The organism is Streptomyces goshikiensis (genome assembly GCF_014650555.1).
Lineage (GTDB): Bacteria > Actinomycetota > Actinomycetes > Streptomycetales > Streptomycetaceae > Streptomyces > Streptomyces goshikiensis.
In genome coordinates this window covers 99,432-113,375 of the sequence record NZ_BMVE01000012.1, presented here as the reverse complement: position 1 = coordinate 113,375, position 13,944 = coordinate 99,432, and the positions used below count along the sequence as shown (strand labels likewise).

General features: G+C 72.7%; 15 protein-coding genes. 7 read left to right on the top strand and 8 right to left on the bottom strand.

What is annotated here, in order from left to right; all coding sequences use genetic code 11:
• Positions 1-42: 42 nt before the first annotated feature.
• Positions 43-702, bottom strand: coding sequence for a DUF305 domain-containing protein (locus IE248_RS28440; RefSeq protein WP_229895578.1), 660 nt, complete (start codon positions 700-702; stop codon positions 43-45).
• A 123-nt stretch (positions 703-825) separates the two neighbouring features.
• Here IE248_RS28440 and IE248_RS28435 point away from each other — a divergent pair, with 123 nt between their 5' ends.
• Positions 826-2,325, top strand: a complete 1,500-nt coding sequence (locus IE248_RS28435; protein WP_008743775.1) for an LVIVD repeat-containing protein — start codon at positions 826-828, stop codon at positions 2,323-2,325.
• 30 nt (positions 2,326-2,355) lie between these two features.
• Here IE248_RS28435 and IE248_RS28430 read toward each other — a convergent pair whose 3' ends face one another.
• The 5 genes from IE248_RS28430 to IE248_RS28410 all read right to left on the bottom strand — a co-directional run bounded on the left by IE248_RS28430 (position 2,356) and on the right by IE248_RS28410 (position 5,701).
• Positions 2,356-2,988: a TetR/AcrR family transcriptional regulator gene (locus tag IE248_RS28430; RefSeq protein ID WP_008743776.1), complete on the bottom strand. Its 633-nt coding sequence runs from the start codon at positions 2,986-2,988 to the stop codon at positions 2,356-2,358.
• A 127-nt stretch (positions 2,989-3,115) separates the two neighbouring features.
• On the bottom strand, positions 3,116-3,367 hold the full coding sequence (locus tag IE248_RS28425; RefSeq protein ID WP_190032083.1) for a hypothetical protein: 252 nt from the start codon (positions 3,365-3,367) through the stop codon (positions 3,116-3,118).
• 4 nt (positions 3,368-3,371) lie between these two features.
• Positions 3,372-4,058 carry a phosphatase PAP2 family protein gene (locus IE248_RS28420; protein ID WP_229895577.1) on the bottom strand — a complete coding sequence of 229 codons (687 nt, stop codon included), beginning with the start codon at positions 4,056-4,058 and terminating at the stop codon, positions 3,372-3,374.
• Between the two features lie 32 nt (positions 4,059-4,090).
• Positions 4,091-5,035, bottom strand: coding sequence for a M56 family metallopeptidase (locus IE248_RS28415; protein WP_100583151.1), 945 nt, complete (start codon positions 5,033-5,035; stop codon positions 4,091-4,093).
• Between the two features lie 87 nt (positions 5,036-5,122).
• Positions 5,123-5,701: a DUF5134 domain-containing protein gene (locus IE248_RS28410; RefSeq protein ID WP_190032082.1), complete on the bottom strand. Its 579-nt coding sequence runs from the start codon at positions 5,699-5,701 to the stop codon at positions 5,123-5,125.
• Positions 5,702-5,869: 168 nt separating this feature from the next.
• On the opposite strand from IE248_RS28410, the gene IE248_RS28405 reads away from it, so the two are divergent.
• Positions 5,870-6,409 (top strand): GNAT family N-acetyltransferase, encoded by a 540-nt coding sequence (locus IE248_RS28405; RefSeq protein ID WP_008743781.1) that lies wholly within the window; start codon positions 5,870-5,872, stop codon positions 6,407-6,409.
• 235 nt (positions 6,410-6,644) lie between these two features.
• Here IE248_RS28405 and IE248_RS28400 read toward each other — a convergent pair whose 3' ends face one another.
• Positions 6,645-7,337, bottom strand: a complete 693-nt coding sequence (locus tag IE248_RS28400; RefSeq protein WP_190032081.1) for a glycerophosphodiester phosphodiesterase — start codon at positions 7,335-7,337, stop codon at positions 6,645-6,647.
• Positions 7,338-7,665: 328 nt separating this feature from the next.
• The gene (locus tag IE248_RS28395) at positions 7,666-8,325 is read right to left on the bottom strand and encodes a PadR family transcriptional regulator (RefSeq protein ID WP_190032080.1); all 660 of its coding nucleotides are present in this window, start codon (positions 8,323-8,325) and stop codon (positions 7,666-7,668) included.
• 49 nt (positions 8,326-8,374) lie between these two features.
• Between IE248_RS28395 and IE248_RS28390 the strand changes: the two genes are divergently transcribed.
• The 5 genes from IE248_RS28390 (at position 8,375) to IE248_RS28370 (ending at position 13,916) form a co-directional block, all read left to right on the top strand.
• Positions 8,375-9,496: an LLM class flavin-dependent oxidoreductase gene (locus tag IE248_RS28390; RefSeq protein WP_124289901.1), complete on the top strand. Its 1,122-nt coding sequence runs from the start codon at positions 8,375-8,377 to the stop codon at positions 9,494-9,496.
• Positions 9,497-9,508: 12 nt separating this feature from the next.
• Complete coding sequence (locus IE248_RS28385) at positions 9,509-10,564, top strand: alpha/beta hydrolase (RefSeq protein WP_190032079.1); 1,056 nt, start codon at positions 9,509-9,511, stop codon at positions 10,562-10,564.
• Between the two features lie 81 nt (positions 10,565-10,645).
• Entirely contained in the window at positions 10,646-12,070 is a 1,425-nt protein-coding gene (locus IE248_RS28380) for a DUF6421 family protein (protein WP_073796221.1), read from the top strand.
• Positions 12,071-12,096: 26 nt separating this feature from the next.
• Positions 12,097-12,858, top strand: coding sequence for an SDR family NAD(P)-dependent oxidoreductase (locus IE248_RS28375; RefSeq protein ID WP_100583145.1), 762 nt, complete (start codon positions 12,097-12,099; stop codon positions 12,856-12,858).
• The gene (locus IE248_RS28370; RefSeq protein ID WP_008743788.1) at positions 12,855-13,916 is read left to right on the top strand and encodes a threonine aldolase family protein; all 1,062 of its coding nucleotides are present in this window, start codon (positions 12,855-12,857) and stop codon (positions 13,914-13,916) included. The genes IE248_RS28375 and IE248_RS28370 overlap by 4 nt, the downstream gene beginning before the upstream one ends.
• Positions 13,917-13,944 lie beyond the last annotated feature (28 nt).

Genomic DNA, 13,944 nt, shown 5'->3' with positions numbered 1-13,944 from the left:
CTCCCGCAGGTGCTCCCAGCATGCCACCGGCGCCCGGGGGCGTCAGCCCAGCGCGCGCATCCGGTGGATCTCCGCGGTCTGGGTGGCCACCACCTCGGTCGCCATCTCCTCGACCGCCACGTTGTTCCCGCCGGCCAGGGCCTGGCCGGCCATCTTCAGGGCGCCCTCGTGGTGGGCGGTCATCAGCTTGAGGAAGAGCCGGTCGAAGTCGGTCCCCCTGGCATCGGCGAGCTCCTTGAGCTGCTGCTCGGTGGCCATGCCCGGCATCGCGCCGTGGTCGTGCCCGCCCGTGCCCCCGGTACCGCCGGAGCCCCCGGTACTGCCGGACCCGCCCGCCCCGCCCGGCGCCGGGTAGCGCGCCAGCCATCTCTCCATCGCCCCGATCTCGGGCTTCTGCGCGGCCGCGATCCGCTCCGCGAGCCCCTTGACGGCCTCCGCCGACGCCCGGTCCGGCGCGAGCGCGCTCATGGTGAGGGCCTGGCGGTGGTGCTCGATCATGCCCCGTACGTAGGTCTGGTCGGCCGCGTTGGGGGTGTCATCGGGCCGTTCCCGCGCGGCTTGTTCGGGCGAGAGCGTACGGGCCCGCTCGCCCGGCTTGCCGGGTGCGATCACCGGATTCCGGCCGTCTTTGGCCCCGTTCGCCCCGGTCTTCCCGTCGTCGTCCTGGCATCCGGCGAGCGCGAGCAGGGTCGCCGAGACCACGGCCGCTCCGGCTAATCCGCGAAGTAACCCTTTTGCCATGTCCATGGAAAGGAAGATACTGCCGGGGTCCTGGTTCCGGTCCCACCAAGAACGGAACCGATCGGACTCCCATGGGAGGGCACAGTGACCTCGTTGCACACCACCAGAGTGCGGAACAGGAGTCTGGGGGTGGCCGTCGCGGCGGCCGGACTCCTCGCCACGCTCCTGGCGGCAGGACCCGCGGCCGCCACCCCCGACCCGGGCGACTTAACCCCCGGAGCCGGCTCCCCGCCGGGACTCGGCTCCGGCATCGCCCAGGGCCGGGACATCGGTCCCGGCGAGATCCCCGGCAAGGACGAGATCGTCCACAGCCGGAACATCAAGCCCCTGGCCAACATCCCCAGCGCCAACCCCGACGGCATCAACTCCGACCTGGCCTTCCAGGGCCGGTACGCCTACGCGGGCAGCTACGACGGCTTCACGATCTACGACATAGACGACCCGAAGGCACCGAAGACGGTGAGCCGGGTGCTCTGCCCCGGCGGCCAGAACGACATCTCCGTCTCCGGGGACCTGCTCTTCCTCTCCACCGACTCCTCCCGCAGCGACGACTCCTGCAACAGCGTCTCGCAGCCCGCCACGGAGAAGTCCTCGTGGGAGGGCATCAAGATCTTCGACATCAAGGACAAGAAGAACCCCAAGTACATCAAGTCCGTCGAGACCGCCTGCGGTTCCCACACCCACACGCTGGTGCCGGGCAACCGCGACATCTACCTCTACGTCTCCTCGTACTCCCCGAGCGAGGCCTTCCCCGACTGCCAGCCCCCGCACGACGGCATCTCGGTCGTGAAGGTCCCGAAGAAGGCCCCGACGCAGGCCGCGGTCGTCGCCTTCCCGGTCCTCTTCCCCGACGGCGGCAACCCGGGCGGGCCGGTCAACCCGGGCGTCTCCAAGACCACCGGCTGCCACGACATCACCGTGCTGCCGTCCAAGGACCTGGCCGCCGGCGCCTGCATGGGCGACGGCATCCTCTTCGACATCAGCGAGCCCGAGCAGCCGAGGGTCATCGACCGGGTCCAGGACAACGTGAACTTCTCGTTCTGGCACTCGGCCACCTTCAACGAGCGCGCGAACAAGGTCGTCTTCACCGACGAGCTCGGCGGCGGTGGCGGTGCCACCTGCAACGAGGCCACCGGACCGAACCGGGGCGCCGACGGCATCTACGACATCACCGGCCGCGGCGACCACCGCAAGCTCGTCTTCCGCAGCTACTTCAAGATCCCGCGCCACCAGGCCGACACCGAGAACTGCGTGGCCCACAACGGCTCGCTGATCCCCGTCGGCGGCGGCCGCGACATCATGGTCCAGGCCTGGTACCAGGGCGGCGTCTCGGTCTGGGACTTCACCGACTCCGACAAGCCGAAGGAGATCGGCTACTTCGAGCGCGGCCCGCTGACCACCGACGTCCTCGGACTCGGCGGTTCCTGGTCGGCCTACTACTACAACGGGCACATCTACTCGAACGACATCGTCAAGGGCCTCGACGTGCTGAGGCTCGACGACTGGCGCACCGAGAGCGCCAAGCGGGTGTGGATGGACCGGCTCAACGTGCAGAGCCAGCCCGACTACCGCGACTACCGCTGACGCGGTCGCCGTGACCGCGTCAGCGAGGCATCACTGACGCGGTGAGGGAAAGGTTCCGCCGGGCGGCCCCCCGTCCGGCGGGACTCCCAGCTCCCAGTCCAGCCCGTACCGCTGGAACAGCTCGGCCCGCAGCCGCGCCATCGGCATCGGCGCCCCCGGCAGCAGCACCGCCACCACCGCGCCCATCAGCAGCGCGCGCAGCAGCGGGTAGTCGGTGTCCGGGTCCGGCGAGCCGTAGCGCACCACCGTCTCCCGCAGCAGTTCCGCCAGGCGCTGCTGCTCCGAGCACCGTACGAACCCCTCGGCCTGGAGGATGCCCGCCATGTGGGTCCGCATCAGCCGCGGCCGGTCCCGGGCCAGACCGAGTATCGCGTCGACGGCACGGGCGAGCCGCTCGCGGCCGTCCTCCGTACGCGGCTCCCGCTCCAGCGCCGCTTCCAGGGTGAGGTGCATCAGCCGGTGCACGGCGGACTGGAGCAGGTGCCGTTTGCCCGGAAAGTAGTACGAAATCAGGCCGCGGGCCGTGCCCGCCCGGTCGGCGATGTCGCCGAGCGTGGTCGCCTCGTAGCCGCGTTCGCCCACGAGCTCGACCGTGGCGTGGAGCAGCCGCTCCCTTGAACGTCTCCGCAATTCTTCATTGACCGATGCGCTGCGCGGGGACATGCTTACTCCTGCGTTGACTGGCTCTCGGCCAATATACTCAGCGCACGGATTTGCCTGCTGTGGGGCGACGCGGGGGATCGCCCCACGGCAGGTGCACGCCGGCTCGCGAGCGGTCGTGTTCGAGGCCTCAGGGGACGTCGAGATCGGGGGGCGTCGGCTCGTACGCGTGCGGCTCGTCGCCCTCCCACGCGATCAGGTCCGACTCCTCGCCCAGCACGACCTCGTCGGGGTCCGGGACCTCCGCCCGGCGCAGGAACTCGATCACATCCGCGTCGTTGTGCGCCACGCCCAGCACCACATCCCGCCCGACCTGGCGAAACGTGACCTGGCGGCCGCCCGAGGCGGAGATCCGGTGTACGACGATCGGCGTGTGGCGCATGCCCTCAGCGTCGGTCGGCGCCGACCGGGACGCATCCGCTCGCCGAGCGCGCCGGGCGTCCGGGACCGGGGAAACGGATCACGAGCGCGACCAGGGCCACGCCCAGGAGCCAGCCGCCGACGACATCCGAAAGCCAGTGGACACCCAGGTACAGCCGGGTGAATCCGACCCCCGCCACCGAGACCGCCGCGAGCGCCCACGCCGTCCGCGCAAGCCGGTTCCCGGCCGTCCCGGGTGCGGAGCGGGGCAGCAGCCACAGCAGCAGCCCGCACACCACCGTCGCCGTCATCGCGTGGCCGGAGGGGTAGGCGGCGTACTGCGCCGAGTCCACCGGATCCGGCCACACCGGACGCTCCCGGCCCACCAGCTCCTTCAGCCCCCGCTGCACCGCCGCGGCCACGGCGGTGGCGACCCCGATCCGCAGGGCCCGCCCGCGCTCGCCCCGCCGCCACAGCAGGCAGCAGGCCAGGGCGGCGAGGCCGCGCATGGTCCAGGGATCCCAGGCCCAGTCGCTGAGCGCCCGCGTCGCGGCAGTGACCCCGGGGCGGGAAACGGCGCTCGCGTGCAGACACCGCGCGAGCTGCTCGTCGTACGAGACGACCGGGCCCCAGCGGGCCGCCACCAGGAGGGTCAGGGCCGCCGCGAGCAGCGCGCAGCCGACCCCGGTCCACCGCAGGCGATCGCTCCGCATCCGGGGATCCTCGCAGCGCCGGCCCGCCGGCCCTACGCCAGCGCGCTCAGGCCGGGCACGAACGCCACCATCAGCGGTACCGCCGGGACCAGCGTGGCCAGCGCCGTCAGCCGCAGCCGCCGACCCGCCGACAGCCGGGGCGCGGCCGACAGCAGCCGGCGCACCCGCTGCGACACGTGCGCCTGCGGAGCGGGGGAGGTCCCGAAGACGCCCCGGTCCTCGTTCAGCCCGACCAGCGCCAGCGCGGTCGTCAGCCGGCCGAAGCGCCGCGAGGCCACGTCGTCGGCGGCCAGTTCGACCAGCCGGTACATCTCCGCCTCGAACGCCGCGAACACCGGCACCTGCGGGAAGCCGCCCGCCAGCGCCCGCGAGCAGTGCAGCAGCCAGTCGTGCCGCGCCGCGACGTGCCCCTGCTCGTGCGCCAGTACGGCGTCCAGCTGGCTGCCCTTGAGCCGGTCCAGGGCCGCCGTCGTGACCACCAGCTGCGGCCTCGCACCCGGCTGCCACCACGCGTCCGGCCGCGGCCCCTCCAGTACGACGAGCCGCGCGCCGTCCGGTTCCTCCCCGGGCAGCAGCGGCGCCCGGAACCGCAGTTCGGCTCCCTGGGCGCGCGTCCGCGCCCGGGCCCGGATCACCTCGCGGGTCAGCATCGCCCCGGTCCACAGTGCGCCGCCCGCCAGCGCGAGCGCGGTGACCGCGGCCCACGGACCGCCCTCCTGCGGACCGCCCAGCCCGTACGCGTGCACCACCCCGTGCGGGGCGGCGGCGAAGAGCGGGCCCCGCACCGCGAACCAGGCCGCCGCGGCGCTCAGCAGCATCGACAGCGCGAAGCACAGGAGCACCGCGCCCACCACGCACTGCCACGCCCACAGCGCGACCACGGGTTCGCGCTCGGGCCACTCGGCCCGGGCCAGGAGGCGGGGGGCGAGCACCGCGGTCAGTGCGCCGAGCATCAGGAGAGCGGCGGAGACCATCATGGCGGTCAGCCTATGAGGGGGTGCCCGCGCACGGGTATCGCTTGCGGGGTTTGGTGACGCAGCACACGTTTGCCTCCCGGCGGGCGGTCACATGGCCAGCAGCATCGCCAACATCCCTGTCCCCATGGCGAGTCGGCAGGCCCGGATCACCTCGGCGGGACCTCCGTCGTGGCCGTCCTGGGCGTCCTGGCCGCCTTGGCCGTCTTGAACGTCGCCCGCGAGGGGGTACGGAGCGCCGGCCGCCCCGGCGGCGCCCGCCGTGACCAGCCGGGACCCGCCCAGCACCACGTACCCGGCGTAATAGAGGAGGAGGGCGCCGGTGACCAGGGGCAGCCCGGCCCCGTGCCCCGAACCCGGCATGAACGCCATGTAGACCATGGACAGCGAGCCCACCAGATGGTGCGCGTGGTGGATCCCGCCCCGCAGCAGCCAGCCGGCGTGCAGCGCGGCGCCGCAGAAGACCGCCCCGAGCACGGGCGCCCGCCAGCCCTCGCCGAACCCGCCGGGGACGGCCATCACCGCCATCCCGAACCCCATCAGGGCCTCGGGGCCGGCCTCCCGGGCCGCCGCGCCGCCCGATCTGCGCACCCGCCCGAGGCAGTACGCCCCGCTGACCGCGCACAGCAGCACGAGCAGCCAGGAAGAGACGGAAGTGGGCAGGGACATCGCGGGACCGTGCACGGCGGAACCCCCCGGTTCGTCGGCGTCACCGGAAGAGATGCCCTTGTCCGGCGGCCCGCACGCCGGCCCGGGTTAGGCTCTCCTTGCCGTACCGGGCATGTCATATGCCACTCATACGCGCCGCGTATGTCACCGCGCAGATCGGAGCCCCCGATGTCCACCGCCAATCCCGCCGCCCTGAACTTCCGCAGCGCCGTGGAGGCGGACGTGCCCGAGCTGGTGAAGCTCGTGGAGTCCGCCTACCGGGGCGAGGCCAGCCGCGGCGGCTGGACCACCGAGGCGGACTACCTGGACGGGCAGCGCACCGACGAGAACGGGGTCCGCCAGGTCATCAGCGCCCCCGACGGCGTCCTGCTCGTCGTCGAGCGCGCGGGCGAACTCGTCGCCTGCTGCCAGCTCGAACACCGCGGCGACCACGCCTACTTCGGGATGTTCGCCGTCCGTCCCGGGCTCCAGGGCGCCGGCCTCGGCAAGGAGATCCTGGCCGAGGCGGAGCGGCGCGCCCGCGAGACCTGGCAGGCCACGGAGATGCGGATGACGGTGGTGAACGTACGGGAGGAGCTCATCGCCTACTACGTGCGCCGCGGCTACCGGCGCACCGGCGAGCTGAGCCCCTTCCCCTACGGTGACGCGCGCTTCGGCATCCCGCTCCGCGACGACCTGGCCTTCGAGCTGCTGGTCAAGCCGCTGTAGCGGAAACGGGGTTGCCGGACCGGCCGATCACGGGGGACGGGAGTCACCGGCGCTGGCGGTGCCGGCCGTGGTGGGTCGGTTCGGCGGTCGCGAGGAGGACGAGGGCCAGGCCGAGCGGCAGCAGGAAGAGCAGCAGCAGAGTCATGACGTCCCGTGTGCCCACATCGCGGGCACCGACACGCCCCGGGGGTGATGTGCTGCCCTGCCCGTCCGCAGCCCGGTCCGGGCGCCTGCCCTAGGCCATGAACCGGCCCGTGCTGCGGATCTCCGGGAAGTCCGTGGTCACACCGTCGAGTTCGAGCGCCCGCGCCACGCGCAGCTGCTCCAGGGTGTTCACCGTCCAGCCGGTCACCCGCAGCCCGGCCGCGTGCGCCGCCCCGACGGTCTCCAGCGTGAGCCGCCCGATGTCCAGGGAGACCGTCCCGGCCCGCGCGGCCCGCGCCCGGTCGACGATCTCGGGGGCGTCGGCGCCGCTCTGCTCCGCGTACAGGGCGGTCCGTACGCCCGGCACCAGGCGGGCCGTCTCGGAGAGCACCGCCTCGTGGAAGGAGGCCACCTCCACCCGGGCGGTCAGGTCGAGGCGCAGCACCAGCGCCGCGAGCGCGGCGGCGGCCGCCTGGTCCCGCACCGTCACCTGGAGCGGGGACCGGACGGCGTCCAGGGCCTCTTCGAGGACCGGCACGCGTTCGCCGAGTCCGGCGTCCAGCTCGCGCAGCTCGGCCAGGGTCAGATCGGCGACGGCGCCCACGCCGTCGGTGGTCCGGTCCACGGCGGCGTCGTGCAGGACGACGAGGGCGCCGTCCTTGCTGAGCCGTACGTCCAGCGCGATGACGTCCATGCCGGAGCGTTCCGCGCGGACGAACGACCGGAGGGTGTTCTCCGGTTCGACACCCATGACCCCGCGGTGACCGATGGTGAGGAAAGTCAAGGTTCTCTCGCTTCCGTCGACGGCGGCTCCCCGCCGCGGTCGCGGTGTCCCGACCGGCCGCGCGCGGTGAGGACGCATGCTAGTGCGCCGCGCCCGCGATGAGACCGCCCGTGCGGCGACCCGGAACGGGCCGGTGGCCCTTTCCCGCCAGGGCCGCGCGGGGGCGGGCACGGCGTCGCCGGCCCGGCCGCGTCACCCGGGCGTGGGCGCGTCCCCGCCGGCTTGACGCGGCCGCGCGGAGCGCCCGAGCCCGCCGCCGGAGCGGGGCTCCGCGGAGGGTCCCGAGGGGAGTCCGCGCCGGTCAGCGCGCGTCCGGGGCGGCCCGCTCCTACAGGCCGTCCGGGCCGTCCGGGCCGTCCGGGCCGTCCGGTCCGAGCGGCGCGCCCGGGCTGTGTGGCGCGTCCGGCGCGGCCGGCGTGGCCAGGCCGTCCAGGTCGGCCAACAGGGCTTCGGCCAGCTCCAGTTCGGCCAGGTGCTGTCGCTCGCTCCAGCGCAGCGCGAGCGCCGGGAAGGCCCATTGCGGCACTTCCCGCGCATGCTCCATGGCCTCCCGTACGGCGGCCAGCTCGCCCCGCGTGTGCTCCAGGTGCTCGTCCACCCTCGCGCGCAGCCGCTCCGGCTCGGCCAGGTGGCCCAGCCAGATCCGCAGCAGCAGCCCGTGCTTGAGGACCGGCGGCCCGGCCTCCGCCGAGTCCGCGGCCCAGCCCGCCAGCGCCTCGCGCCCGGCGGCGGTGATGGCGTAGCGGCGCTTGGACCGCGCCTCCTCCGGGCCCGGGCGGGCGGAGGCCGCGTAGCCGAGTTCCTCCAGGCGGCGCAGCTCGGCGTAGATCTGGCTGACGGCCGGTGACCAGTAGAAGAAGCGCAGCGAGGAGTCCGCCCACTTCTTCAGCTCGTACCCGGTGCGCTCCCCGGGGAAGGACAGCAGGCCGAGGACGGCCCACGCGGTCGGTGGCAGGTCTTGCTTCTTCGACTTATGACTACTAGTCATATTCCTATTCGAAGTAAGGCCGGGCACGGGACGCAACCCTGGAGGCATCGTGAAGTTCTCCGTGATCTTCGAAGCGCAGCTGGCCGACCCGACGGTGGAACGGGAGCACCAGGTCATCCGCGACTGCGTCGAACAGGCGGTGCTCGCCGAGCAGATGGGATTCGACCGGATCTGGGCCGTCGAGCACCACTCGCTGAAGTGGTACGCGCACATGAGCGCTCCGGAGATCTTCCTGACCTGGGTCGCGGCCAGGACGGACACCATACGCATCGGCCATGGCGTGGTGTGCATGCCCTTCAACTTCAACCATCCGGTCCGGGTCGCCGAGCGGGCCGCGATGCTCGACCTGCTCTCGGGAGGGCGGCTCGACCTGGGCGCGGGCCGGGGCGGCACCGAGCAGGAGACCTCGCTGTGCGGGGTGGACCGGGACCGCACCACCGCCGAGGTCGAGGAGGCGCTGCGGATCATCGGGAAGGCCTGGCAGGAGGAGGAGCTGGAGTACCGCGGGGAGCTCATCGACATCGCCCCGCACCCGATCCTGCCGAGGCCCGCGCAGACCCCGCACCCGCCGCTGTTCCTCGCGTGCAGCCGGGACGAGACGCTGGCGCAGGCCGCCGAACTGGGCGTCGGGGCGCTGGTCATGGGGTTCGCCGGGCCGGAGTCGATCGCGCGGTTGCGGGGCGTCTACGACGCGGCGATCGCCGGGCGGGACGGCGCCCGGTTCGTGTCCACCGTGGTCAACGACCACTTCTCGGTGCTCTGCCCGACCATCGTGCTCGACGACGCGCGGGAGGCCCGCCGGATCGGCGTCCGGGGTCAGCGGTTCTTCGCCCAGTCCATCGGCCACTGGTACGGCGGCGCCGGCATCCCGGACGAGGCGGTGGTCGCCGGGGCGGACGAGCCGGCGCGGATGCGGGCGGCGGCCGAGCAGGTGGTGGCCCGGCTGCACGAGCTGGACATCCCGGTCCGGCCCACCTCGACGGCGACGTTCAACGCCGACCACGCCTACGGGAGCGCGGACGAGGCCATCGCCTACGTGGAACGCCTCGCGGCGGCCGGAGCCGACGAGATCATGTGCCTGATCCAGATGGGCACGGTGCCGCAGGAGGCCTGTCTGGAGACCCTGCGGCAGTGGGGCGAGAAGGTCATCCCGCACTTCCGGAACGCCTGAGGCCGCGCCGCGATGACGGACGCGCCCGCCCCCGAACCGGCCGCCCCTGAACCGGCCACGCCCGCCCCCGGTCCCGCCCGGCTCGATCCCGCCGCCCGGCCCTACGTGGACGCGCTCGCCGCCGCCTTCCCCGACCTCGGCGGCGCCGTCACCGACGCCGCCGAGGCCCGCCGGATCCTCGCGGCCGCGCCGGGGTCCGCCGCCCCGCCCCCCGCCGTCGGCTCCGTCGAGGACCGCGAGGTTCCCGGCCCCGACGGGGCGCCCCCGGTCCCGGTCCGCGTCTACCGCCCGGACCCCGGGCGGTGGCCGGGGCCCCGGCCGACCGTCGTGTTCTGCCACGGCGGCGGCTGGGTGCTGTGCGACCTCGACAGTCACGACCGCACGGTGCGGGCGCTGTGCCGGGCCTCCGGGGCCGTGATCGTGTCCGTCGGCTACCGGCGCGCCCCGGAGTCCCGGTTCCCCGCCGCCGTCCTCGACGCGTACGCCGCGCTGCGCTGGGCCGCCGGGCGGGTGGCGGAGCTGGGCGGCGACCCCGCCGCGCTCGTCGTCGCCGGGGACAGCGCCGGCGGCAACCTCGCTGCGGGTTCGGCGCTGCTGGCCCGCGACCGCGGCGGACCGGCGCTCGCCCTCCAGGTGCTGATCTACCCGTGCCTGGACGCCGCCCAGGACACCGCCTCGTACCGGACCGCCGCCGAGGGGGCCGGGGAGGGCTTCCTGACCGCCGCCCACCTGCGCTGGTTCTGGGAGCAGTACCTCGGGCCGGGCGGCGACCCGGCGGATCCGCTGGCCTCGCCGGCGGCCGCCGACCCGGCCGGGCTCCCGCCCGCCCACGTGCTCACCGCCGGGTGCGATCCGCTGCGGGACGAGGGGGCCGCGTACGTCCGGGCCCTGCGCGCGGCGGGTACGGCGGCGGAGCTCGACCACCAACCCGGGATGTTCCACGGTTTCCTCGCGCTGGCCGACGTACTGCCCCAGGCCCGCCAAGCCGTGCGGCGACTAGGCGGAGTGATCAGTTCCACAGCAAACCACGGGAAGACTTCCGGCGGAGTGGGGGGTACCACAGGATAATTTCCCGAGTTACCTCTTGAGCGGAAGAGCCCCCTCTGCATACGCTGTGATGACGTGAGGTTCTCCTGTGGAGGAAGTGACATGACGGAAACTCTTGTGCCGGGTTCCGGCGGTGCCGTGATAACCGCCGCCGCTCGGGTGGTCGACCACCCGGCGTGGCCCCAGCTCAAGGCCGCCGTGGAGGAGATCCGCCCCTGGCAGGCCAAGGACGGCTCGATCGACTTCGAGGCCGAGGGCGCGCCCGCCCGCATCGACGTCGAGGCCGCCGTGGAGCGGGTCATCGGCGGCGTCGAGGCGCTTTCCCCGCTGCTGCCGCACGCGACCGAGTACCACGCGGCCCTCGTCGCCGACCTGCGCAAGTGGGTCGCGGGCGACTACAAGGTGCCGGACTTCCTCGACTCCCTGCTGGCCTTCCACCCGGCCGCCGGGCGCGCAGACGGGCTCCAGCACCTCGTGGTCTTCCCGATGTACACCCAGAACGGCAACCCGGACCGCAACTTCGAGGCCGTCGTCCTGAAGATGGTGTGGCCCGAGTGGCTCTCCGAGCTGGAGCGCACCCGGTACGACAACCCGCTCTTCCTCGGCATCACCTTCGAGGACTTCACCCCGGGTTACGACACCCACTCCGCCGTGCTCTTCCCGGAGACCATCGCGGTCCGCGAGGCCCCCGAGCGCTTCACCTGGGGCGGCATCTTCTGCGACCGCGAAGCCGCCCGCTACCGCAAGGTCACCGCGGCCGCCGTCGACATCCTGGGCATCGAGCTGCCCGAGGACATCGCGCGCATGGTCGAGGACCAGGAGCGCTGCGAGAAGGCCTTCGTCCTGTGGGACATGGTCCACGACCGCACCCACAGCCACGGCGACCTGCCGTTCGACCCCTTCATGATCAAGCAGCGCCAGCCGTTCTGGATGTACGGCCTGGAGGAGCTGCGCTGCGACCTCACCGCCTTCAAGGAGGCCGTGAAGCTGGAGTCCGAGGGCAACGAGCACGGCCGTGACGTGCAGTACGCGGTCCTCTTCGACCGGATGTTCCGCTTCCCGGTGTCCGGCGACCGCAACCGCAACTACGACGGCCTCGGCGGCCAGCTGCTCTTCGCGTACCTCCACAAGCACGACGTCGTGCGCTGGACGGACAACACGCTGAAGATCGACTGGATGCGCGCCCCGCAGGTCACCAACCAGCTGTGCGCCGAGATCGAGGACCTCTACCGGGCCGGCATCGACCGCCCGAAGCTGGTCCACTGGTTCAAGGCGTACGAACTGGTCTCCGAGTACCTCGCCCCGCACCCGGGCTCCAAGTGGGCCAAGGGTCCCGACGCCCTCGACCTGAACCAGCCGCCGCGCAAGCTCGTCGACGACGTGCTTCCGGACGAGTTTCCGCTGAGCATGTTCTATGAGGCCCTTGCCAAGAAGCTCAAGGGCGTGATCGCCTCCACGAAGGGCATCACCGCTCCGAACGCAGGGAACACCGAGAACGTCGACAAGGCAGAGCGAGCCGCCGCGTGAGCTCTCGCCCACAGGAGGCCGCACAGATGAACGGGTCCGGGAACGGCAACGGGAAGCTTCATGGCGCCGTGGTGGCGGTGGCCGGGGCCGGCGGGCCCGCCGGCCGCGCCGCCCTGCTCCGCCTCGCGGAGGCGGGTGCCACCGTGGTGGCCTCCGACGCCGATCCGGCGCGCCTCGCGGAGGCCGTGGACGCGGCCCGCTACGCCCACGGCGGCGCCACCGTCGTCGGCGAGACCGTCGACCTGCTCGACCTGGCCGCCACCAAGGCGTGGGCCGAGCACACCGAGAAGGAGTTCGGGCGCGTCGACGGGCTCGTCCACCTCGTCGGCGGCTGGCGCGGCAGCAGCTCCTTCACGGAGACGGACCTCGCGGACTGGACCTTCCTGGAGAAGCTCCTCATCCGCACCGTCCAGACCACCTCGCTCGCCTTCCACGACGCCCTGCTGCGCAGTGACCGCGGCCGTTACGTCCTGATCAGCCAGTCCGGCGCGCACAAGCCGGTCGCCAACAACGCCGCGTACAACGCCGGCAAGGCGGCCGCCGAGGCGTGGACGCTGGCGCTCGCCGACTCCTTCCGCAAGGCGGGGGGCGAGGAGGGCCCCGGCGCCGCGGCTGCGATCCTGGTCATCAAGGCACTGGTGCACGACGCGATGCGCGCTGAGCGCCCCAGTGCGAAGTTCGCGGGCTTCACCGACGTCAAGGAGCTGGCCGAGGCCATCGCCGGCGTCTGGGAGCAGCCCGCCACCGATGTGAACGGACAGCGTCTGTGGCTCACTCCGCAACCGTGAGGACCGATGCGCACCGCCACCACGACCCGGCGGTACGCGGTTTCGCGAGCGACAACTACGCGGGGGTGCACCCGGAGATCCTGGAGGCCATCGCGCTCGCCAACGGGGGCCACCAGGTCTCCTACGGCGACGACGAGTACACCGAGTACCTGCAGAAGATCTTCCGCAGCCACTTCGGTCCGTACGCGCAGGCCTACCCGGTCTTCAACGGCACCGGTGCGAACGTGACGGCCCTCCAGGCCCTCACCGACCGCTGGGGCGCGGTGATCTGCGCCGAGTCGGCCCACATCAACGTCGACGAGGGCGGCGCGCCCGAGCGGATGGCGGGCCTCAAGCTGCTCACCGTGCCCACGCCGGACGGCAAGCTCACCCCCGAGCTCATCGACCGGCAGGCCTGGGGCTGGGAGGACGAGCACCGCGCGATGCCGCAGGTCGTCTCGATCACCCAGAACACCGAGCTCGGCACCGTGTACACGGTCGACGAGATCAAGGCCATCACCGAGCACGCGCACGCCAAGGGCATGAAGGTCCACCTCGACGGTGCCCGGATAGCCAACGCCGCGGCCTCGCTCGACGTGCCGATGCGCGCGTTCACGAACACCGCCGGCATCGACGTGCTGTCCTACGGCGGCACCAAGAACGGCATGATGTTCGGCGAGGCCGTGGTCGTGCTGAACCCGGACGCCGTCCGGCAGATGAAGCACATCCGCAAGATGTCGATGCAGCTCGCGTCGAAGATGCGCTTCGTGTCGGTGCAGCTGGAGGCCCTGCTCGCCAAGGACCTGTGGCTGCGCAACGCCCGGCACGCCAACGCGATGGCGCAGCGGCTGGCCGCGGGCGTGCGCGAGACCGACGGGGTGGAGATCCTCTACCCGGTGCAGGCGAACGCCGTCTTCGCGCGGCTTCCGCACGAGGTGACGCGCCGGCTCCAGGAGCGCTACCGCTTCTACTTCTGGGACGAGGCGGCCGGGGACGTCCGCTGGATGTGCAGCTACGACACCCAGGAAGAGGACGTGGACGGCTTCCTCCAGGCCCTGAAGGAAGAGCTGGCCCGCTGATCCGGCCCTCCGCATAACTCGATAGGCA